This window comes from Bifidobacterium sp. VU/mBH4 (B4) (assembly GCF_058199535.1).
In genome coordinates, this window is sequence record NZ_JBVPQJ010000002.1 from 256,937 (window position 1) to 279,804 (window position 22,868).

A 22,868-nucleotide genomic window follows, 5' to 3' on the forward strand; every position below is an offset into this window, starting at 1 on the left:
CCTCGGCATTCAAGCATAGGAGTAGGAGTTTCCATGGTCACCACGAATCGAACCATCAACCGAGCGCTGGTCTCGGTCTACCACAAGCAGGGCCTTGAGGCCCTGGCATCGGCCTTCCGCCAGGCAGGCACCGAGGTCGTCTCCACCGGCAGCACCGCAAAGAAGCTGCAGGATCTGGGCGTCCAGGTCACCCCGGTGGAAAAGGTCACCGGTTTTCCCGAGAGCCTTGACGGCCGGGTCAAAACCCTGGATCCGCACATCCACGCCGGGCTGCTGGCCGACATGACCAATCCCGACCATGTCCAGCAACTCAAGGACTTGGGCATTGCCCCCTTCGACCTGGTGGTGGTCAACCTCTACCCCTTCGAGCAGACCGTCCTCGAGGGCGCCGACGCAGACCAGTGCCTGGAACGCATCGACATTGGCGGACCTGCCATGATTCGCGCCGCTGCCAAGAACCATGCCAGCGTGGCTGTCATCACCGACCCGGACGACTATGCCCTGGCCGCCGAGCGCATCGCCTCCGGCACCGGGTTCAGCCTGGCCGAGCGCGGACGTCTGGCTGCCAAAGCCTTCGCCCTGACCGCCTCCTACGACGCGGCCATCGCCGAGTGGACTGCACGCACATGGGTCGACGACAAGCAGGACAAAACTGAAGATCAGCAACCGGCCCCGGCACTGACTCGCACCTGGCGTCTGGCCAGCCAGCTGCGTTACGGCGAGAACCCCCACCAGAAGGCCGCCCTCTACCTGGACCCGCTGGACCGGGACGGCTTCGCTGCGGCAGAGCACCTGGGCGGGGCCAAGGAAATGAGCTACAACAACTATGTGGACGCTGACGCCGCCTGGCGCTCGGTCTGGGACTTCCCCGACCTGCCCGCAGTGGCCGTGGTCAAGCACTCCAACCCCTGCGGTCTGGCCGTGGGGGAAGACATCGCCCAGGCCCACCGCCGAGCCCACGCCTGCGACCCCATGAGCGCCTATGGCGGGGTCATCGCCGCCAACCGCACGGTCACGCTGACCATGGCCCAGCAGATCAAGCCGGTCTTCACCGAGGTGATTGTGGCACCAGGCTATGAGCCCGAGGCCCTGGACCTGCTGCGGACCAAGAAGAACCTGCGCATCCTGTCTGTGCAACGCCGCCCGCGTCAGCGCCCGGTCATCCGTCAAATTGACGGGGGAGCCTTGGTGCAGACGCCCGACCTGATCGACGCCCCGGGAGACAATCCCTCCACCTGGCGTCTGGTCTCCGGCAACCCCGCCGACCAGGCGACCATGGATGATCTGACATTCGCCTGGCGGGCCATCCGCTCGGTCAAGTCCAACGCCGTGCTCCTGGCCAACCAGGGGGCCACCGTGGGCATCGGCATGGGCCAGGTCAACAGGGTGGACTCCAGCCATCTGGCAGTCGAGCGCGCCAACACCCTGGATGAGGGCCGTAACCGCGCCAGGGGATCGGTGGCCGCATCCGATGCCTTCTTCCCCTTCGCAGATGGTCTTGAGTATCTGATCCAGGCCGGCATCCGGGCCGTGGTGCAGCCGGGAGGGTCCATCCGTGATCCCGAGGTGATCAAGGCCGCCCAGGACGCCGATCTGACCATGTATCTGACCGGAACCCGCCACTTCTTCCACTGATCAAATCGGACCCCGCGGTCGAATGTCGCCCTTTGGCAAATTCGTTGACCGCGGGGTCCACTGCAGTGATATGCTGAATGAACTGACCAGCGATGATGCTGACTGGGACCCATAATCGAAGGAGATATTGTGACCTATCAGACAGTCAATCCTTTTAACAACCAACTGATCAAGACCTATCCAGATGCCACCGACGAGGATCTGGAGAATGCCCTGGCTCGCGGCCATGACCTCTACAAGACCTGGCGTAAGCAGGAGGGCCCTGGCGACCGTCCCGCTCAGCTGCACCAGGTGGCCAAGCTCTTCCGTCAGGATGAGGATGCTCTGGCAGCCAACCTGACCAGGGACATGGGCAAGCTGGTGGGCGAGGCCCGCGCTGAGGTGGAGCTGTGCGCAGACATCGCCGACTACTTCGCCGACCATGCCGAGGAGCTGCTGGCTCCCGTCCCCCTGGACAACCCCGCTGGCGATGCCTACTACGTCAAGCAGGCCACGGGCGTCCTGGTCATGGTGGAGCCTTGGAACTTCCCCTACTACCAGATCATGCGTGTATTCGCCCCCAACTTCATTCTGGGCAACCCCATGATCCTCAAGCACGCCTCCAACGTGCCCGGTTCGGCTGTGGCCTTCGAGGAGACCGTGACCAAGGCCGGAGCCCCCGAGGGCAGCCTGACCAACCTCTTCATCAACTATGACCAGGTGGATCGTGCCATCGCTGATCCACGCGTCTCTGGCGTGGCCCTGACCGGGTCGGAGCGCGGCGGCGCCTCCGTGGCCAAGTCGGCCGGAGCCCACCTGAAGAAGTCCTCCATGGAGCTGGGCGGCAACGACGTCTTCATCGTTCTGGACGATGCTGACTGGGATCTGCTCAAGAAGGTGGCCCCAGGCGCCAGGCTGACGAACGCCGGCCAGGTCTGCACCTCCTCCAAGCGTTTCATCGTCACGGAGAACCGCTACGACGACTTCGTCTCGCTCATCGTCGACGCCTTCTCACACGCGGTTCTGGGCGATCCCAGCAACCCCGAAACCACGCTGGCCCCCATGTGCATGGTCTCCGCCCGCGACAACCTGGCCAAGCAGGTCGAAAAGGCTGTGGCCGGTGGAGCCAAGGTCGCCTACGGCAACAAGCCCTACGATTCGCCGGGGGCCTTCTTCACCCCAACGGTTCTGACGGACATCGACCGTGACAACCCCGTCTACAACCAGGAGATGTTCGGCCCTGTGGCCTCCATTTACAAGGTAGCCAACGAGGATGAAGCCATCGAACTGGCCAACGACTCCAGCTACGGTCTGGGCGGCGTGGTCTTCTCCTCGGATACCGAGCATGCTGATGCCCTGGCCCGTCGCATCGAGACCGGCATGACCTTCATCAACGGCGGCTGGGTGACCATGCCCGAGCTGCCCTTCGGCGGCATCAAGAACTCCGGCTACGGCCGCGAGCTCTACAGCCTGGGCTTCGACACCTTCGCCAATGAGCATCTGATCTTCCAGCACAAGAACTGATCGGACTGCCCTGACTTCTTGTTGAACCAGCGACCGTGCCATCATCGTCCAAGAACGATGGCGGCACGGTCGCTTTGCGTCAGCAGCGCTGGTAGGCTCGAACCGACAGTGCAAGTGCAGAAGGCAGGAGAGCATGACAGACGCAGACAAGGCCGAAAATCCGGACCTCAAGCCTCCGCAGCCGCCCAAGACATCAGGTCGAGGCCATCCTTTCGTCTCGGAGGCTCATGAGGGCCGTCCAATCTGCGAGGACATCATCTTTCTGGTGGTGCTGGTCGCCGCGCTCGTGGCCTTCTGCGGATACACATGGGCCGCGACTGGACTGGTGTCCGTCGCGGCCCTGGTGTGCGGCGCTCTGCGTCTGATCCTCAAGGATCGCAGTCCCTGGAAGGTGCGGTCAGTGCCCTTCGACGCCTTCATCAGCATCGCCTTGGGCCTTGGCCTTCTGGTCACCTACACCAGCATTCAGCTGATGCTGTGACCCCTTTCAGGCTTTTCGATCCTCGCTGGTTGAGCCTTCAGCAGGCTTGTCTTCGGGTTGATCGTCGCTGTCTGCTGCTTCCGAAGCAGTATGAAGGGGCTCGACCTGCAGATCGGGAATGGTTCCGGCATCGGCATCGGCATCGGAGAGAGCCGATACATCGACAGCCTGAGCCGGAGTGTCTGCCGGGGTAACCGTGTCGGCAGCATCTGCAGCCTCAGCAGCGGTGTTTTGAACCGGAGCAGGGGAGGCCTGGGCACCAGCGGCTGCAAATGCGTCAGCCTGTGCCTCAGCCCCCGTCTGATCCGGGACACCGGTCGCGGCGAAGGCATCAGCTTCTGCTTGTGCCTGGACATCCGGCTGCGCATCAGTGGCGATGCCCATGGCGCGCATGGCCATGTTGTCGGTGATGATGCTGGTCATGATGATAACCAGGGCCACCAGAGAGGCAGCCAGCAGAGGGCAGATCCAGAAGAGCCAGAGCTGGGAGATCGGGCTGACAGCCATGTGCTTGGACTGGGCGAAGATGGCGATGCCCGTGGAGCGAGCCGGGTTCAGTCCCGAGCAGGTGATGGGGTAGGTGACCAGCACGCCGACGCCATAGGCCAGCCCGGTATAAAGTGCATGGTTGCGACGGGCGCGGCCGTCGGAGCGCAGGGTGGTGATAGCCGCAGCCACCACGATCATGCAGCCGATCAGTTCAACCACGATGGCCATGGGCGCCCCGAAGGCGATGTGCTGCTGACCCAAGGTGGCTGCAGCGGGTGATCCGCCGGCAAAACCGTTGACCGAGAACATGAGCCAGGTCCTGTCCGGCACGGACTTGCTGACCGGAACAAGGGCGACGGCGAGTGCACCGGCGCCAATAGCGCCGATGACCTGGGCGACGATATAGATCAGCCCGTCCACCATGCTGATCTGCGAGGTGAACATAGCGGCCACGGTCACGGCGGGGTTGAAGTGGCCGCCGGATACGCCGCCCAGCATGGCCGTCACGACCAGGTAGGTCAGGGCGGTTCCCAGGACCGGCAGCACCACGCTGGGCTGGCCCATGACCAGCTGGCCGAAGCTGTAGGACAGGTAGATGACCGCGCAGATCAGGAAGGTGCCCACCAGCTCTGCGGCCGCACGAATCCAACGAACATCACGGGGCCTGATCCGCCTGCGGACGGGCTTTGCGGCAACCTGCCCGTCGGCCTGTTCGAGGACCGGCTCAGCACTTGCTTCCATAGTCATGTTCCCCACCTTGCAATCCCTTCGACGACAATGAATAACAACAGTTTCCAGCTTAGGGCAAGCCAACAACACTTCCCTAGGCTCCGATATAGTATGATATGACCTTTCGGCGGCTGCGGTCGCCCAGAACGTCATCCGTTACATATTTATCAGGCCACGTTGGGAGAACGATGCCACATCCATACACACAGGCGATCAGAGCGCGCGAACAGGGGGAGGAAGGCATCCGCCTCCAGAAGGTGCTGGCCCAGGCCGGATTCGGCTCTCGTCGCAAATGCGAACAGATCATCACCCAGGGCAGGGTCGAGGTCGACGGCGAGCTGGTCACCACCTTGGGCAGCCGGGTGGATCCTTCCCGCCAGCAGATCCGCGTGGATGGATCCCGCATCCATCTGAACGACAAGCACATCACCCTGGCCCTGAACAAGCCCCGCAAGGTCCTTTCGACCATGGACGACCCCAAGGGTCGGTTCACTCTGCGCGACATCATTGGGGACCGCTACGAGCGGGTCTTCCACATGGGCAGGCTTGACTACGACTCCGAGGGCCTCATTCTCATGACCGACGACGGCGAGCTGGCCCAGCACGTCATGCACCCGCGCTACGAGGTGGAGAAGACCTATATCGCCACACTCAACGGCCATATTGGCGGCAACGTCTGCCGGCGGCTGGTCAGCCAAGGGGTGGAGCTGGACGACGGCCTCATCCGCCTGGACCATTGCGCCATCATCGACCACAACCGCGAGCACACCATCGTCAAGGTCGTTCTGCACTCGGGCAAGAACCGTATAGTCCGGCGCATCTTCGGCGCCATCGGCTACCCGGTGACCCGGCTGGTGCGCACCCAGATCGGCCCAATCCGGCTTGGCGAGATCCGTCCGGGCTCCTACCGGGTGCTCTCCGCCGCCGAGATCAAGGCCCTGGATAAGGAGGTCGGACTGTGATCACCGTCGCCATCGATGGCCCTGCGGGAGTGGGCAAGTCCTCCACCTCGCGGGCCCTGGCCAAGCATTTCGGCCTGGCCTACCTGGACACGGGCGCCATGTACCGGGCGGTCACCCTCTGGTGCATGGACCGAGGGCTGGACCTGGACGCGGACCAGCCCGACCAGGAGGCGATCACTGAGGCCGTGGCCGAATCCATCACCGGTGGCCACCTGGTCATGGGACTGGACCCCGAACATCCTACTGTCAGCCTTGACGACCGTGACGTGGATGAAGCGATACGCTCCACCAGGGTCTCCGAACATGTCTCCGTGGTCTCTTCGATTCCAGCCGTGCGCCATGTCCTCATCGCCGCCCAGCGGGCCATCATGGCTGACCAGGAGCGGGGCGTGGTGGCCGAAGGACGGGACATCACCACGGTGGTGGCTCCGGATGCTCAGGTCCGTGTGCTGCTGACAGCCCGTGAGGAGGTCCGCCAGGCCCGCCGCAGCGGCCAGGCCCAGTCCGGATCAGCCGGTGCCGAGGATCTGGCTGCCCGGGATGCCCGGGATTCCAAGGTCACCTCCTTCATGAGCGCCGCTGACGGGGTGACCACCGTGGACAACTCCGATCTGACCTTCGAGCAGACCCTGCAGGTCCTGATCGATCTGGTTTCCTCGGCCATGGAGGAGGAATCCTACGACGAGTATGCCCGCAACCTGGACGACTATGAGCTGGATGAAGAGGACCGCGCCCTGCTGGAGGGCGGCTCCCAGGACCAGGATGACCAGGACCATGGTCCCAAGGCCGTAGGCGTGCTGGCCGTGGTGGGAAGGCCCAACGTGGGCAAGTCCACTCTGGTCAACCGGATTCTCGGACGCCGTGCCGCCGTGGTCGAGGACACCCCTGGCGTGACCCGGGACCGGGTCAGCTATGAGGCCGAGTGGGCCGGCACCCAGTTCAAGCTGGTGGACACCGGCGGCTGGGAGAGCGACGTGGAGGGCATCGAATCCGCCATCGCCTCCCAGGCGCAGGTAGCCGTATCCCTGGCTGATGCCGTCATTCTAGTCGTGGATGGCCAGGTGGGACTGACCGCCAGCGACGAGCGGATCGTCACCATGTTGCGGGCCGCAGGCAAGCCGGTCGTCCTGGCGGTCAACAAGCTGGATGACCGGATGGCCGACTACACCGCATCCGAATTCTGGAAGCTGGGCCTGGGCGAACCCTATGCCATCTCCGCCATGCACGGCCGGGGGATAGGCGACCTGCTGGACGCCGCGCTGGAACAGCTCAGCAAGGCCGAGAAGACCTCGGGTTTCCTGACCCCGGAAGGCCTGCGCCGAGTGGCCCTGGTCGGCCGGCCCAACGTGGGCAAGTCCTCCCTGCTCAACCAGCTGGCCCACGAGGAGCGCGCCGTGGTCCACGATGTGGCCGGCACCACCCGCGACCCGGTCGACCAGGTGGTCCAGGTGGACGGCGAGGACTGGCTCTTCATCGACACCGCCGGCATCAAGCGCCGCCTGCACAAGATCTCGGGGGCCGAGTACTACTCCAGCCTGCGCACCCAGGCGGCCATCGAACGCTCGGAGCTGGCGCTCATCCTCTTCGATGCCTCCCAGCCCATCGCCGATCAGGACTTGAAGGTCATGAGCCAGGCCGTGGATGCTGGCCGGGCCATCGTCCTGGTCTTCAACAAGTGGGATCTGCTGGACGACTTCGGCCGTCAGCGTCTTGAGCGGCTCTGGCAGACCGAGTTCGACCGGGTCACCTGGGCCGAGCGGGTCAACCTGTCTGCCAAGACCGGCTGGCACACCAACCGGCTGGCCAAGGCCATGCGCACTGCTCTGGAATCGTGGGACAAGCGCATACCGACAGGCAAGCTCAACTCCTTCCTGGGCAAGGTTCAGGCCGCGCACCCGCATCCTCTGCGGGGCGGCAAGCAGCCAAGGATTCTCTTCGCCACCCAGGCCTCCACCAGGCCACCGCGTTTCGTGATCTTCGCCACCGGCTTCCTGGAGCACGGCTACCGCCGCTATCTGGAACGTTGCCTGCGCGAGGAATTCGGATTCGAGGGCACTCCCATCCAGATCTCGGTGCATATCCGCGAAAAGAAGAAGCGCAAATAAAAAAGGTCCCTGGCCCGGCTCTTAAGTTGGCCCAGGGACCTTGCCTTCTCGACTAGACGGCCTTGTCTGCAAATCCTTGTAGAAAGAACTGTGTTTCTGGACATTTGTTGTATTTAGGGGACCTCCAAATCCTTCCAAAAGATTCAGATAGTCCCCATTACGTATATGCAGATCTGTTATTTGCAGTCTCCTTCAAACCACTCATTGCATATAAGCACTAGCGGTGGTAGACAGGTCCTCCTTGCCCGGCATACTTTCTGCCAGCGTATGAACCATAGGCACATATGAGTACAAGGACGATTGCCAGAGCGGTTCCGCAGGTCCAGTAGAGTCTGACTCCGCTATAAGCCAGGGCAGACAGGATCATGACCACGCCCAGAATCATGAAGAGCACCCCGCCAAACTGCTGACAACGGCGCCAAGCCTCGCGGCTGGCGTAGGCACCTGGCACTCGAAAACCGCTGATGCCGTTGGGTCTGGTTTTAGGAGCAAGATTGCCGATGACTATGAGAGTCAGACCGGTCAAAAGCATGGCGACCTTATCAATGCCGAAATCCGTCGGCCACCACCCCCAATGCGGATCAGCAACAGCTAATTCGAACAGATCTAAAACCGCAAAAATAATCTGCATGCATAGACCACCCAGCAGAAAAACGGTCAAGGTATGCCCCGCTTCATCACCACGTTTAATCAAATATGCGCGCAGGACGAGCATGAGGATAGTCCAAATCAGCGCAATGACCAGACAGAAGCAGGGTATCCAAATCAGCTCCTGGGGAGAGCCCCAGCGATCCACCTGGTTCTGAGCGTTCCAATGAAGCGGGACGTTTTCATTCGGCAGGCGATTGACCACTATGCGGCTTACGCCCAGCATGATTATCCCCGGCAACCACTGAGCCGCGACAAGGGTCGGGACGAACCGACCCGCTTTGCTACCATCCGCCATGAGAGTCTCCTTAGGACTCGGAAACCGCCGTCGAACCAGTTTCCTTGCTCACAGTCCGCGGCTCGGGCAGACTTCTCTTGTCGCTGGCGCTGGTCCGCAGGCGGTAGAGCCACTGAATAGTGCTGTCCAACACGCTCAGATTGAGTTCGTAGATGACCCTGGTGCCCTGCTTGTGGCCGACAATCAGGTCTGCTTCTTTCAACTTCCGCAGATGATAGGACAGCTTGGACGGGGTCATTCCCAGCTTTTCGGCCAGGCGTCCAGCCTCCATGCCGCCCTGCTCCAAAAGATCCAGCACACGACGACGCAGGGGATCAGCCAGAGCCGCTGTTGTTTCTTGAATAGCCATAAGACTCCTTTTTCGATGATTTTCTCTAGTATTTGCATGCTAACATTGTTTCAACCAATATTGTATATCTTCTTCAACTTTTATGCGCTTTTCACTCACTGAGCGCAAAATAATTGACAATCGCTGAGATTAATAGCTTGCATGGCAATATTAAACTGTTGAACATACCTACTTTTCTGAAGCCAAGGCTGATCGGGGAGAACATTGGCTCAAATCCAGTTAGCCAGACCTGATCCGAGATCATGCTACTATGAATAACTTCGGCGAATAGGAGAATTGGCGGCATGGGCGGAAATGGAATAAAAGTCAACATTGGCAAGGCCGCTATCTTCGATCTCGACGGCACACTTTTGGATTCTATGGGAGTCTGGGAGGAAATCGACCAACGTTTCTTTGCTCGTCGCAACATCCCCATGCCGGACGATTACGCCTCTGCAGTGGCCTCCATGCAGACAGGTGCCATCGCCAGATACACCATCGACCGCTTCCACCTTGACGAGCGCCCAGAAGATCTTGTGGAGGAGTGGAACGAGGACGCACTCCTGCTCTACGCCACAGCTGTGCAGCCCAAGCCACATGCACTCGATTACCTGCAAGCGCTAAAAGCCAGCGGTGCCGCCCTGGCTGTGGCAACCAGCCTCCCTCCGCGCCTGCGACAGGCTGCTCTGAAGCACGCTGGGATGACCGATTGTTTCGACCAGGTCTGCAGCGTGGATGATGCCAAAAGCATTGGCAAGGAGGAGCCGGAAATCTACCTGTTGGCTTCACGGATGCTGGGCGTCGCGCCTGACCACTGCACAGTGTTCGAGGATCTTCTGGTCGCCGTCGATTCGGCCAAACGCGCTGGGATGAAGGTCTGGGCCATGTACGACCAGTCTTCGGCCAAGGATTGGGATGCCATCCGCTCTGAGGCTGATGGCGCTATCACTGACTTCGTCCAGGCGCCTGCCATTCTCTGACTCGCTCCGCACCGGCTTGAGCCAGCTGTTACCATGAAAAGCGTCAAATAGTTTGGTGGAGGCGTTATGGGCAATGCAGGCAGGATAAATGCCGGTTGCTCAAAGTGGCTGTATTCACGTTTGCTCGCTCGCCTGGGATTGCAGAATTGGTGGCCGGCAGAGACCGACTTCGAGATGATGATCGGAGCGGTGCTGGTCCAGCATACAGCCTGGGGAAACGCGGCCATGTCCATCGAGCAGCTGCGCAAAGCCGATCTGCTCAACCCCTGCAACATGGCCGATGTCGACCTGACAAGGCTGACAAACTTGATCAGATCAAGCGGCTTCATGAAGGCCAAGGCACGTACCTGCAAAGCCCTGGCTCAGTGGCTGCTGGCTCACGGCATCCGCACGGCCGATGTTGAGGACTGCGCGGATGAAGGTCTGCGTGACGACCTGCTCACCATTGCCGGGGTTGGACGCGAAACGGCGGATGTCATACGGCTTTATGCCTTCGGCCAGCCTTGCTTCATCTGGGACGCCTATGCACGCCGGATGCTGGACGGTCTGGGATGGGCCTCCCTGCGGTCATACCAGGAGGGCGAAGAGTACGAGGCGGATTTTATTCAGATTGATCAATGGCCGCTCAACGACCTGCGCGAATACCACGGGCTGATCGTCCAAGCAGGCAAAAACCATCGCAATCCCCAAGCCTATGCCGCCTTCCTTAAGGAGCTTGGCAGTCCTGAAAGCTCCTCCAAGTGAGTTGAATCGTTGCGGTTCGGTATGACGTGCATGCCAGGATGCATACGATTTGTCACAAGGTGTATGACAATACCTCAATACGCGACCTCATACATAGCAAGCCTTCTACGGCCTATAAAGCACCTATATATGACTGCAACTAATGACCCGTATTCCTGTGTGACAATTCTGTCCGCACCTCTATGAATCGCGCACAATAAGGTATTGACTTGACTTCAAGCGGATTGAACTCCGTAGACTATGTTTCATCCGCATACTTGGCAGGCAAATACGCCAGGTAGTGAAGAATGGGGAGCAAGAGCATGAAGGCAGCAAAGTTTGTGAAGCCAGGCCGCATCGAGCTGGAGGAAGCACCGATGCCGACCATCGAAAAGCCCGGAGATGCTGTGATTCGGGTCGTCCGGGCTTGCGTGTGCGGATCCGACCTGTGGTGGTACCGGGGGATTTCCTCAATGCCCTCAGGCAGCAATGTAGGGCACGAGGCCATCGGCCTGGTCGAAAAGGTGGGCTCGGATGTCACTCATGTCAAACCTGGTGACTTCGTCATAGCACCCTTCACCCATGGCTGCGGGCACTGCGCGGCCTGCAGGGCCGGCTTCGACGGTGACTGCCTTGATCCGGACAGGCGGGGGAGCGGCGGCTATCAGAGCGAGTATCTGCGATTCACCAACGCGGACTGGGCCTTGGTGAAGATTCCAGGCCAACCTGAGGAGTACAGCGACGACATGCTCGACTCCCTGCTGACCCTCTCCGATGTGATGGCCACCGGTTATCATGCAGCCGCAACAGCCCAGGTCAAAGAAGGCGACACGGTCGTGGTCATGGGCGATGGGGCGGTGGGTCTGTGCGGAGTCATAGCAGCCAAGCTGCGTGGGGCCGAACGCATCATCGCTATGAGCCGGCATGAGGACCGCCAGAAGCTGGCGGGTGAATTCGGGGCCACTGACATTGTGGCTGAACGCGGAGACCTTGCTGTAGAGCAAGTCATGGCCCTCACCGACGGAGCCGGAGCCGATGCCGTCCTGGAATGCGTGGGCACCGAACTGTCCACCGATACCGCCGTCAGGGTGGCCCGGCCCGGCGCAGTGGTCGGCAGGGTGGGTGTGCCGCAGCAGGCCACCATGGACACCTCTAAGCTCTTCTGGCGCAATGTCGGTCTGCGAGGAGGCACGGCCGCAGTCACCACATATGACAGGCATCTGCTGCTTGACCAAGTGCTCAAGGGCAGCATCCAGCCAGGCAAGGTCTTCACCAAGCGCTTTGCCTTGGATCACATCCAGGAGGCCTATGAGGCCATGGACCAGCGCACCGCCATCAAATCCCTGCTGCTTGTTGGCGAATGAGGCTGCAGCAGTAATCAGCTGATTCTCGGCGCTGCTGACATTACCGGTGGCGCCGCGTAAGCATGCCTGCCTGAACATACCTCTTATTCCGAAAATATCAGGGCCGAGTCAGGGATAATTCAGGGTAAATCAGGGTATTTCATCCCTTCTTTCGCTGATATCAATGGAAGTGACTGATGACGACAAGGATGACCGTCATACAGGGTCAAGCGACGAACGAGGGCACATGACATCTGCGAGGCGAATCAGCATTACTGAGCGTAGATGCCTCGGTCTGGAAGGTTGTCGATGATCATCCAAGGGAAAGATGCAACTATGAATAACCCCAACGTAAGCGTGAGCAGAGGCCCGACACCAACGATTGAAGCTACGGGGCTGTCCATGGTGGTCTCCCCGCGCCGCGGCGATTCACTAACCATTCTCAATGACATAGCATTCACTGCCTATCCGGGGGAGATGACCGGCATCATAGGGCCGTCAGGCAGCGGCAAATCGACGCTGCTGTACTGCCTGGCTGGGCTGGAGAAGGCCACTAGTGGCAATGTGCTTCTGCTGGGCAAGGACATAACCCGTCTGGGGCTGTCGGCCATGACCAAGTTCAGACGCCAACATCTAGGCTTCGTATTCCAGTCCTACAACCTGATCACCAGCATGACAGTCGAGCAGAATCTGGCTCTGCCATTCACCCTTCGCGGATCCCGCTTTCCCAGAAAGACGGCGGATTCCCTCTTGAAGTACTTTGGCCTGATCGATCAGAAAAAGAAAAGCGTCACCCTGCTGTCGGGCGGCGAGCAGCAACGTGTTGCCCTGGCCCGCGTCCTGTTATCCGACGTAGACGTGGTATTCGCGGACGAGCCGACTGGCGCCTTGGATCAGGAATCCGGAGAAAAGGTCATATCGGTGCTGAAGGAACTTGCCAACCACGAAAAGAAAACCATCGTTTTGGTGACGCATAACAATGAGGTGGCAGGCCAGTGCGATCGGCTGTTTGCCGTGCGCGATGGCCGTATCAGCCAGTCATTCTCTGCGAAAGCGCCCATGGCATGAGAGGCGCTCTGTCCGAACTCAAAGCAGCGCCCATGGTCTGGAGCGCCGTCTTGCTGGCCATGGTCGTATCCCAGACTGTCATCTGTTCCCTCATCGCGGTCGCCGCAATCATTGATCAGGACTATCAGGGCCCGGAGCAGGAACTTGGATCCTCATACACTGGTCCCGCCTTAGCATTCAGCGTGATCATCACCGTAGCTGTGCTGCTATGGGTCATGAACTCAGCACTGAATCAACGACGGCATCAACTGGCGCTCATGGTTTTACAAGGCGCTCTGCCTTGGCAACTGCTGGCCTGGAATCTGCTGATAGTCATGGGATTATTCATCCTGTCTATTGCAGCCACCTGCCTTTTGCTGCCAGTGATTACGCCCTTGATCTTCGCCATGGTGACAAATCCATTAGATTTGCATTTGACATATGCCAGCAGCCACCTGTTCAATTCGCTGGGCAAGGGCCTCGCTTTCAGCGCTGCGCCCATCTTCATAAGCACCCTGTTGACTATCCGTTCGCTCTCGAAAATACGACCAATGGAAGCACTCAGGCAATCCCAGAATCCGCCAAAGCGGATAGGCGTCTTCCGCTTCCTTCTGGGGACCATATGCTTGATTGGCGCGGGCTGTATGCTGCTGATTCCAGCTTTTACACTTGCAACTAACCCTCGTGCCAGTCAGATGAGCAGCGATGCCGTTCCAGATCAGATGACGGTATTTCTTGCCTTCGCCATGGGCGGCATGTTCCTCCTGATATTCTCGCTGGCGGCTTTCGCGCCATACCTCCTGCCCGGCTTCACCGCGATATGGACGCGTATTGTGGCGTTGCCATCCAGAACCTGGAGGCTGGCAGGCCAGCAGGCTGTCGGCAGCATACAGCGCCAGGGAGCGGCGATCATCCCGATGACTGCAGGTCTGTCATTGCTGATGACCGTCAGCGGAGGGTTGAGCACGATGATCACCACCATGCAAGTCGCTTTGCCCCCCACACCAGACAGCACTGTTCCGGCGACCGCAGACATGTTTGCGAGTCTCCTGGCGCTCACTGGACCGCCACTGATCATCGCGATAACAGGTGCAATTGCAGGCACCTTGATCACTTCCAAAGGCAGAGGACTTGATCTGGCGCTGACCTACGTATCAGGTGCCGGAATCGGCCAGCTGAGAGTATTGGGCGCACTTGACGGCATCATCACTATGATTACCAGCACACTGTTCTCCCTCGTCATCACCTTGCTCTGCACCTCATCCCTGACCTTCATGCTCTCACGCTTTATGGGCAAAGCACAGATGAGCGTGCAATGGGGCGCTTGGATCGTAGTGGTGCTCATCGCATCCCTGCTTGGTGCCGCAGCCACAGGAATCCAAGCCCTGACCACCAGATTCGAGAACTCAGTCAGTGTCATATCGCATGCCATCGGCGAGTAATAAAGTCCCGCTGCATACAGCCGGGTACATATTTGAGCCACAGCAAGCCTGCCGACCTCTGTCATTCCTTCATGGCTCTTGTTAAATAAATTAAGTCGGTATATGTAGCGCTCGGCTTGATGTATGTAATTGGTAGGTGCAACTGTAAGCACTTGAGTTCGCGACGATTTCCTACACACGAGCATTTGCAAGGCCCATATGGGGTACAGTCGATGACAAACCGAGACAGGTGACGATGGACCAGTCAAATCTTGTCGACCAGAGACAAACGGAGGACCGTCATGGCACGACCTACCACCAAGGAAGAACTCATCAAGGCGGCTGATGATGGCTTCGACAAACTCGTGGCGTTGCTTGAGCCGCTGACACCCGAAGAACGCAATGGCCGCTTTTCCTTCGACCTGAGCAAGGAGAAGGGGGCCCATTGGGCACGCGACAGGAACATCAAGGACGTGCTCGTCCATCTCTACGAGTGGCATCAGCTGCTGTTGAACTGGGTGGAAGACAACCAGGAGGGCAGGACCCACGACTTTCTTCCGGACGGCTACAACTGGCGCAATTACGGCGAGATGAATGTGAAGCTGCGAGACAAGCATGATGACACCACCTACGATCAGGCCTTGAACCTGTTTATCGAATCCCATAAGAAGGTCATGGCCCTGGCGCAATCGTTCACCAACGAACAGCTATTCACCAAGGGCGCCCTCCCATGGACCGGAAACTCTACCTTGGGCGCCGCCTTCATCTCTTCGACCTCCAGCCATTACGACTGGGCCCTGAAGAAGATACGGAAGTACTTGAAGGGGCGCAAATAACGGCAAAAACTGGAGTATTGTTAATGAATCTAATAATGAACAAAACCAACCCTTATTATGTTATGGAGCGAGACAACATAAATATGAAGAGAAAAGCATATTCTCTGCAGTTTTTAGGACAGATGCTATTTGAGAATGTGTATTTCCGCAGAATCTGCCTTTGTTCTTTTTGATGGCCAAACATACCAACCTGATAGTAGATAGATTTAAATCTAGCTATTCAACTTGCACAGAATTTCGAAAGTGTCAATGGAGTTTCCATACACCTGTTGCAGGCTTTTTGAGTTGTCATTTATAGATCTTATGGGTGACAACCGAGAACTCTATTTTCATTACCAGCATTAGCAGCAAATTTCAGCATGTCTGATGATCAACGTGTATAAGTCAATGACATGAATATGTCCTTTTGCTGAATTTAAAATATGAAGTAGTGAAACCAGTTCTACATCAAAACGGTTTACGACTCTCTCAAATTAGTTTACAGAAGCGCATAAATAAAAGGTTGGGATACGCTTATACCAAACTACGGAAGTTCCGTATTCTTTTGTGGCTAGTGGAGCAGGAACAAGATCAAACCACGATAAGCCAATAAGACGAACTCATAATTCTCTTAGATATTTGCGTAACTCCAAAATATAAAGAAGCACGTCGCAGTACAACGTGTTATATACAATTGTATTGATTGAACAGTCTGTCGATTAGGGGAGTTTGGTAATGACTATACATTTCGAAAGAGGCTCTGAGTGGCGCAAATGGGATCTCCATGTTCACCTTCCTGGAACAAAATTGAATAATGGATACGGTAGCATAGAAGAGAACAGCACTGTTTTAGATCGGTTCTGCACAATTCTTCATGATTCTGATGTACAGGCTTTTGGACTGACCGATTACTTCTCCTTAAACACTTTCTTCTTAGCAAGGAAGCACTATAGGTTTTTATTCCCTCAGGACGATAAACTATTTATTCCAAATCTTGAATTACGTTTGACAACGGCAGTTAATCGTTCTGGTGAAGTTATTAATATTCACTTATTGTTCAACCCCAACTTGGATCAAGCAGAAATTAATAATTTCATGCATGCATTACGTACTAGTGAAACTATCGGCCCGGACAGCAGATCTGTTTCTTGTGATGAATTAGATACAGAAGAGCAGTTCAAGAAAGCCACCGTCGACAAAAAAGCCATTGAAGCAGCAATAAAAGATACTTTTGGACCAAATGCACTCGTTCCAGAGCATCGTCAGCAATATTTGTTAGTTGTAGTCTCAGCCAAAGGCGATGGGATCCGGCCAGGTGGTGCCGGAATAGAGAGAAAGAAACTACTCACTGATGAGATAGATAAGTTTTCAGATGCAGTGTTTGCAAACGAAAGTTCACGCGACTATTTTCTAGATGTAACTCGTCTCGAAACAGATGAAAAGGTCAAGGCTAAGCCAGTATTCGACGGATCTGACGCACATAATTTTGATGACTTGAATAAACGCCTCGGGAAGAGCATTAACACTGGTGGAGATCATCGAAACGTGCTATGGATCAAGGCAGATCTTACATATAGCGGGTTATTGCAAACACTGGTTGAACCCGAAGATCGAGTAGCACTACAACCAAACGAACCTGATGAAAAACATACTTATCATATTATAGATACAATTACCTTTCCTAGTAATTCTAATTTTCCTGAAAAGATTGTACTAAACAAAAATTTAAACTCAATTATCGGCAGTCGATCATCAGGCAAGTCAGCATTACTCGCTCATATAGCTTATGCAGTCGATCCAGACTCTACAGTTGCAACTCAACTTAAGGTGTCAAATATACCTGATAAAAATCAAGTGGGACCGGCAGCAGGATATACATGGGATGATGTAAAACATGATTCATGCCATGTAGAATGGCTATCTGGTAGTGTAGGTGGTCGCGTGATTTACATTCCGCAGAACGGTCTATACTCTTTAAGTGAGAAACCTAAAGAAATTACTAGTAAGATACGTCCTGTTCTGTTCAACAAATATCCTGAAGTTAAAGCTGCATATGAATACTACGAAACACGAAATAAACAGACGGAAAATATAATCGAAACATCTATAAAATCCTGGTTTTCCAACTCTGAACTAATTAAGCAAGAGAAAAATAATTTACGCAACTGTGGTGATTCGAAAGCAATTTCAAAGGAAATAAGTGAGTTACATAACAAAATAAACTCTATACAAAGTAATGGTTTATCCAGTGATGACCTAAAAATGTTACAAAATATATTAAAGGAGATAGCAGATCTAAAGAGTACTTCAGAGGAGCTGGACAAAAACCGTAAAATACTGATGTCGGTTTTCCCTAAAGACATCAGCAACAATCAGAATGTAGTTCATATACAACCTGGCACTATAGCTGTTCATATCGAAATAGAGCCTGAGCTAACAGACCTTCCCGTTGACTTGGTGAACATAATTACTGACCTCCAAACAAGTACGGCAAAGAAACTTACATCTCAAATTGAGCAGATAATCAATCAGTATGCTTCCAAATTGGAAATTGCCATTCAGGATACAAAATCACAAATTAAATCAATCCAGAAAACAAATTCTAAGCTCATAAACAAAGATAAAGAGAACAAAGAAATATCGTGTATTTCGGAAAAAATAACGACTCTCGAAAAGAATATCAAAAATATTGAAGTCATAGAAGAAAAGATAAAATCGTATTATAATAAAAATGCTGAAAGCATTAAATCGTTAACCCGAGCTTTGGTTACGCGTAGAGAATTAATTTCATCCTTTGTAAGCCAATTTAATTCAGCTGGTAGAGAGTTTGAAGAATTAACTTTTACAGTTGAGAAGGGAATTGATCCCAGTAGCATTGAGCAAGCAAACCGTGAATTTAATAGACGTTCTAATAACGATTATATTCAGCACAGAGGAGATGATATCAATTATATCAAAGCACAAGACGAACCAGAGGCTTTCCTGAAATCACTGTTCAATAACTCACTCGAAGTAAATAAGGGATATGAAAAGGTCAATGCTGCAATAGACGTTTTTAAATTATCAGACGAGATTCGATTCGGGGCTATATTGGACAACGATCATATTGGTGGCTTCGAAAAATCATCAATGACGCCTGGAAAACAAGCGCTGTTTGCATTGACCTTAATTTTGAGCGATTCTGACGAACCATGGCCGTTACTCATTGATCAGCCAGAGGATGATCTTGATAGTAGATCTATCTACAACACAATCGTTCCTTATTTAGTTAAAAGCAAGAAGAAGCGCCAAATAATCATGGTAACGCATAACGCAAATTTGGTGATTGGTGCTGATTCTGAAGAGGTCATCGTAGCAAATCGTGATGGCGAAGACCGCAAAAATGCGAATCACAAACTGTTTTCATATTTGTCTGGTTCACTGGAATACTCAAAACCAAATGACGTAAACTGCCAAACAGTTCTGGAGAAATGTGGCATTAGAGAACACGCGTGTGAAATCCTTGATGGAGGCGCAGAAGCTTTTCAGAAAAGGGAAGAAAAATACAAGCTTATTTGATGCTTTTTTTGATTACATCATTACAAATACCGGCAAAAGAAGGTTTTTACATGTTGTCTTTAGTCGATGTTGGTCTAACTTTTATTATGTTGTCGTTTAGTCATGACACTTACTTGGCTGCATAAGGATTATGCAAGAAATAGCATAAACCATATTCATTTTAAGTCAGATCTTAATAAAGAAAAGCGCTGTAACACCATCTTGGTGTTACAGCGTTGGATAATTCTATGCTTTATTTGATTAGTTAAAGCAATAAAGATATGTAGTAGACTAACATTTTATGTAGTATTCACCGTCATCATACATTTCCTAGTAAAGTGGTAATCAATGCTTTTAACCGACAGATGACAAGTCTGCTTCTTGGGAGTTGAGCTCCCGCCGCTTACCGAGCCTTCTGCTGGGTCAGATCATACACAGTGACTCCATCAACCGTGGTTGCGGTGTAGTGCTTGGCTACCCACTGCGAGATTTTTGTGGCGGTGTCGGAACCTCCCATCTGATGGCCACCCATTTCACCAGCTATGTAGTAATGAATCTGCTTATCCTTCACGTACTGCTTGAACTGTTCCAAGCTGGGGTAGGGGTCGGAACCATTGAACCCGCCAATGGCCATAACCGGCTTTTCAGAGGCCAGCTGATAGCCCGCCGCCTGCTGGGATCCTGTCGTGGCAGCAGCCCAGCGATGGGAGTCGGATGACTTTTCCAGCATGCCGACGACCTTGGAACTGGACCGGCCTCCACCAAGTAGATTCCCTCCTTTCATCCTTCTGCCTCCTGGTCCACCCTGGAATCCAGATTTGCCCCTGCGCTGTGAGTGCATGTAGGGCGCACCCGAAGAGCTGGATTCTCCATGTGACCCCGTGGAATCCTGGCCCATGGGACCTGGCCCTTGAGAACCCATGCTGGGAGCCTGTAGACTATTCGAACTACCACCGGGTATCTGGCCCTGCTTGCTCGACTGCCCCTGCTGATCCATCGGGTCTTGACCCATTTGATATGAGCCCATGGGACCACCGTCACCACGTGGCATACCTTGCTGCATATTGCCAGGTGCCATGCCGCCCGCCTGACCACCACCATGCTGGCCGCCACCAGGAGCACCCCCGGGCATACCACCGGGGCCGCCATCCATGCTCCCTGAAGTCAGGTTAGGTCCGGCTAGGACGATTGATCCCATGTGTCCTTGGGATACGGTGTACAGCGTCCATGCAGCAGGTCCAGCCATAAGCCCTACGACTGAGAGAATTAGGGCTACAAGAGCGAGTCGTCGTATTCGCAAGAGTCCAGTCAGTGCAAAACCGAGGGCGCCCATGAGACCGATTATGAGTAAGGCCCACTTCAGCCAGGGGAGCCACTGGGAGCGACCTGCCAGGCTGAAATCCCAGAAGGCCGTGAAGGCGACAAGAATCGGCGTGACGATCCTGGCCCAGAGCTTGTCCCGGGCGATTCACAAACTGAATGCGCCGATGGCAACCATCGCAGCCAGGGCAGGTGCCAGAGCCACGGTGTAATACTGGTGGAAAATGCCGGCCATAAAGCTGAAAACGAGCCAGGTGACGGTCAGCCAACCTCCGAAAGCAATGACACTGGCCCTGCGCACGTCAGTGCGGAAGGCCCTGCCGATAACAAGCAAGCTGATGACAATGCCTGCAAAAGCCAGAGGAGCCAGCCATGAAATCTGCGTTCCAAACTCGCCGCTGAACAAACGATTGAGTCCAGTCTGGCCCCACTTGCCACCGCCACGACCGCCACCAGCCGGCATGCCGCCTCCCTTATGGTCGTGGCCAGGTATGACCGATCCTTCTTCACTGCCGGTCAAGCGTCCAAAACCGTTGTAGCCAAAGGTGAGCTCAAGGAAGGAGTTGCGCTGGGAGCCGCCTATATAAGGTCTGTCGCTGGCTGGCACGATCACTGTCAGTAGAACCCACCAGCCAGCAGCGACGATCATGGAAGCAATGGCAGCCAATGAATCCAGGATGCGACGAACCATGCCTGTAGGCGAGGCCAGAAGAAAAGCCAGGGCAAAACCAGGCAGTACGAGCAGCACCTGCAGTTGCTTGGTAAGGAAGCTGAATCCGATCAGAGCACCGGCCAGGACCATCCACCAGGTCCGCTTTCGATTGCCAGAAGGATGGTTGGCATACTCCATGGATCTGAGGAGCGCATGAGTAGCACCGGTCATCAATAACACCAGCAAGGCATCGGGGTTGTTGAAGCGAAACATGAGTGCGGCTACCGGAGTGAGCATGAAGATGAAGCCGGTGACAATGCCCGCCCAGTTGCCCCAGTACCTACGCACGGTGGCATAGAGCAGGTAGGTGGTCGCCACCCCCATCAGTGCTTCGGGCAGGAGGATGGCAAAGGAATTCAGACCAAAGATGCGCACGGAAAGCGCCATCAGCCAAAGGGCTACCGGCGGCTTGTCCACGGTGATGGCGTTCCCTGAGTCCAGGGACCCCCAGAGAAAGGCCTGCCAGCTAACCGAACCAGCCTGGGCCGCAGCTGAATAAAACTCGTTGGCATACCCGGAGGCCGTAAGGTTGATGAAGAATATTGCACAGGCCGCAAACAGCATGGTTCCCAGTACCACCCAGTCTCCACGGGTCCGTCGCGGCAGAATATACGCGCGGGAAGCGTGCTCATCAGCAACTGCATCTGCGTTTGTTGATCGTGGCGGATTGAAAGTCCGCGAATGCTGGGAGAAGCCATAGCTGCTGTGAGAAGCCAATGAAGCGTTCATGATAAGTGTAGTTTGCTCTTTCTGTACGAGATTTCGTTTGCTGTCAGCCGCTCAACAAACGGCAGTTTCTTTGCCTGGATTCTGCATATGTGAATGCGGGTTTTCCTCTTTGGCAGGCAAGAGGAACCCACGTAGCTCATACTGGCGGATCTGATCCCAGACGGCAGGGGAGTCCAGGTCAATACGGATCTCCTCGACGGTTCGGGCCTCCATACCCTCCCTGGCCCGGTGCATGCCTTCCAGATCCTTCTTCACCGTGTCGGGAATGTCGACCGTCGAGCTGGCATCCTCCACCCAGCGAACAGGAAGCTCCAGCATGGTCATCCCAGCCTGCTGGGCGCGCACAAGCAGCTCCGTATCGAAGAACCACTCGTCATCCTTCACCTGAGGCAGCAGGACATGTGCAGCCTGGGCAGTAATGGCCTTGAAACCGCACTGGGCATCATGAAAGGAGACCGCCAGATATGAGCGGAGCATGAGGTTGTAGGTGCGCGAAATGAATTCACGTTTGGGAGAGCGAGTGACCTGAGACTGCCGCATAAGACGCGAGCCAAAGGCGATGTCGGCCCCGCCCTGGAGCAGGGGAAGAATAAGGCTGCCCGTAGAGCCGATGTCAGTGGATAGGTCCACGTCCATATATGCGACGACTGCCACCCTGGAGCTGAGCCAGGCCTGTTTCAGGGCGTACCCGCGGCCCTTTCTCACGAGGTGCAAGACACGAACCTGGTTGGGGCACCAGTCGCACAAAGCCTTGGCTATCTGCCAACTGGCATCTGTGCTGGCATTGTCCGCAATCACGACGTTCCAGCTAAAGGGTGTCAGATCTCTGGCGTGACGATCCAGGAAGCTGCATAAGGTGGATACGGAGTCAGCCAGCTGAACTTCCTCGTTATATATAGGAATGACAATATCGGCGTCGACCGCGGCTGGGCTGCCGTAGTAGATAGGCGAATCAACCTCACCCTCTGGGATTTGCCCGCTGCCAGAAGAGCGCCTGCCAGGCACATTGGACTGCCTAGCAATGTCTCTTTCGAGAATATTCGTTGCGTTCATGCCTCATAGT

Annotated in this window: 18 protein-coding genes; 12 read left to right on the forward strand and 6 right to left on the reverse strand. The window is 55.5% G+C overall.

Going from position 1 to position 22,868, the window contains the following annotated elements; all coding sequences use genetic code 11:
- The first annotated feature begins 33 nt into the window (after positions 1-33).
- From purH to AC0AII_RS04290, 3 genes are all read left to right on the forward strand, one after another.
- A complete protein-coding gene (gene purH / locus AC0AII_RS04280) occupies positions 34-1,635 on the forward strand; it encodes a bifunctional phosphoribosylaminoimidazolecarboxamide formyltransferase/IMP cyclohydrolase (protein WP_490446248.1) in 1,602 nt (533 codons plus the stop codon).
- Positions 1,636-1,764: 129 nt separating this feature from the next.
- Positions 1,765-3,138, forward strand: coding sequence for an NAD-dependent succinate-semialdehyde dehydrogenase (locus tag AC0AII_RS04285; RefSeq protein WP_198200569.1), 1,374 nt, complete (start codon positions 1,765-1,767; stop codon positions 3,136-3,138).
- Between the two features lie 133 nt (positions 3,139-3,271).
- Positions 3,272-3,619: a DUF3017 domain-containing protein gene (locus tag AC0AII_RS04290; RefSeq protein ID WP_232349588.1), complete on the forward strand. Its 348-nt coding sequence runs from the start codon at positions 3,272-3,274 to the stop codon at positions 3,617-3,619.
- Between the two features lie 6 nt (positions 3,620-3,625).
- On the opposite strand, the gene AC0AII_RS04295 is transcribed toward AC0AII_RS04290, so the two are convergent.
- Positions 3,626-4,855 (reverse strand): MIP/aquaporin family protein, encoded by a 1,230-nt coding sequence (locus AC0AII_RS04295; protein WP_490446249.1) that lies wholly within the window; start codon positions 4,853-4,855, stop codon positions 3,626-3,628.
- Between the two features lie 170 nt (positions 4,856-5,025).
- Here AC0AII_RS04295 and AC0AII_RS04300 point away from each other — a divergent pair, with 170 nt between their 5' ends.
- Together AC0AII_RS04300 and der are read left to right on the forward strand one after the other, a co-directional pair.
- Positions 5,026-5,799, forward strand: coding sequence for a pseudouridine synthase (locus AC0AII_RS04300; protein WP_490446250.1), 774 nt, complete (start codon positions 5,026-5,028; stop codon positions 5,797-5,799).
- Positions 5,796-7,904, forward strand: coding sequence for a bifunctional cytidylate kinase/GTPase Der (gene der, locus AC0AII_RS04305; RefSeq protein ID WP_490446251.1), 2,109 nt, complete (start codon positions 5,796-5,798; stop codon positions 7,902-7,904). The genes AC0AII_RS04300 and der overlap by 4 nt, the downstream gene beginning before the upstream one ends.
- A gap of 217 nt (positions 7,905-8,121) precedes the next feature.
- Here der and AC0AII_RS04310 read toward each other — a convergent pair whose 3' ends face one another.
- Positions 8,122-8,850 carry an SdpI family protein gene (locus AC0AII_RS04310; protein WP_198189723.1) on the reverse strand — a complete coding sequence of 243 codons (729 nt, stop codon included), beginning with the start codon at positions 8,848-8,850 and terminating at the stop codon, positions 8,122-8,124.
- Between the two features lie 10 nt (positions 8,851-8,860).
- Positions 8,861-9,199 carry a metalloregulator ArsR/SmtB family transcription factor gene (locus AC0AII_RS04315; protein ID WP_101432353.1) on the reverse strand — a complete coding sequence of 113 codons (339 nt, stop codon included), beginning with the start codon at positions 9,197-9,199 and terminating at the stop codon, positions 8,861-8,863.
- Between the two features lie 284 nt (positions 9,200-9,483).
- On the opposite strand from AC0AII_RS04315, the gene AC0AII_RS04320 reads away from it, so the two are divergent.
- From AC0AII_RS04320 to AC0AII_RS04350, 7 genes are all read left to right on the forward strand, one after another.
- Positions 9,484-10,158, forward strand: coding sequence for an HAD family hydrolase (locus AC0AII_RS04320; protein WP_490446252.1), 675 nt, complete (start codon positions 9,484-9,486; stop codon positions 10,156-10,158).
- Between the two features lie 174 nt (positions 10,159-10,332).
- Entirely contained in the window at positions 10,333-10,902 is a 570-nt protein-coding gene (locus tag AC0AII_RS04325) for an endonuclease III domain-containing protein (protein ID WP_490446253.1), read from the forward strand.
- Positions 10,903-11,204: 302 nt separating this feature from the next.
- Entirely contained in the window at positions 11,205-12,245 is a 1,041-nt protein-coding gene (locus AC0AII_RS04330; RefSeq protein WP_490446254.1) for a zinc-dependent alcohol dehydrogenase family protein, read from the forward strand.
- Positions 12,246-12,560: 315 nt separating this feature from the next.
- Positions 12,561-13,292, forward strand: a complete 732-nt coding sequence (locus AC0AII_RS04335) for an ABC transporter ATP-binding protein (protein WP_490446255.1) — start codon at positions 12,561-12,563, stop codon at positions 13,290-13,292.
- A gap of 32 nt (positions 13,293-13,324) precedes the next feature.
- Positions 13,325-14,713 carry a hypothetical protein gene (locus tag AC0AII_RS04340; RefSeq protein ID WP_490446256.1) on the forward strand — a complete coding sequence of 463 codons (1,389 nt, stop codon included), beginning with the start codon at positions 13,325-13,327 and terminating at the stop codon, positions 14,711-14,713.
- A gap of 281 nt (positions 14,714-14,994) precedes the next feature.
- The gene (locus AC0AII_RS04345) at positions 14,995-15,528 is read left to right on the forward strand and encodes a ClbS/DfsB family four-helix bundle protein (protein WP_490446257.1); all 534 of its coding nucleotides are present in this window, start codon (positions 14,995-14,997) and stop codon (positions 15,526-15,528) included.
- A gap of 714 nt (positions 15,529-16,242) precedes the next feature.
- On the forward strand, positions 16,243-19,065 hold the full coding sequence (locus AC0AII_RS04350; RefSeq protein WP_490446258.1) for a TrlF family AAA-like ATPase: 2,823 nt from the start codon (positions 16,243-16,245) through the stop codon (positions 19,063-19,065).
- 382 nt (positions 19,066-19,447) lie between these two features.
- On the opposite strand, the gene AC0AII_RS04355 is transcribed toward AC0AII_RS04350, so the two are convergent.
- From AC0AII_RS04355 to AC0AII_RS04365, 3 genes are all read right to left on the reverse strand, one after another.
- The gene (locus tag AC0AII_RS04355; RefSeq protein WP_490446259.1) at positions 19,448-19,774 is read right to left on the reverse strand and encodes a mannosyltransferase YkcB-related protein; all 327 of its coding nucleotides are present in this window, start codon (positions 19,772-19,774) and stop codon (positions 19,448-19,450) included.
- Positions 19,775-20,512: 738 nt separating this feature from the next.
- On the reverse strand, positions 20,513-21,655 hold the full coding sequence (locus AC0AII_RS04360; RefSeq protein ID WP_490446260.1) for an ArnT family glycosyltransferase: 1,143 nt from the start codon (positions 21,653-21,655) through the stop codon (positions 20,513-20,515).
- A gap of 201 nt (positions 21,656-21,856) precedes the next feature.
- The gene (locus tag AC0AII_RS04365; RefSeq protein WP_490446261.1) at positions 21,857-22,858 is read right to left on the reverse strand and encodes a dolichyl-phosphate beta-glucosyltransferase; all 1,002 of its coding nucleotides are present in this window, start codon (positions 22,856-22,858) and stop codon (positions 21,857-21,859) included.
- Positions 22,859-22,868: the final 10 nt, after the last annotated feature.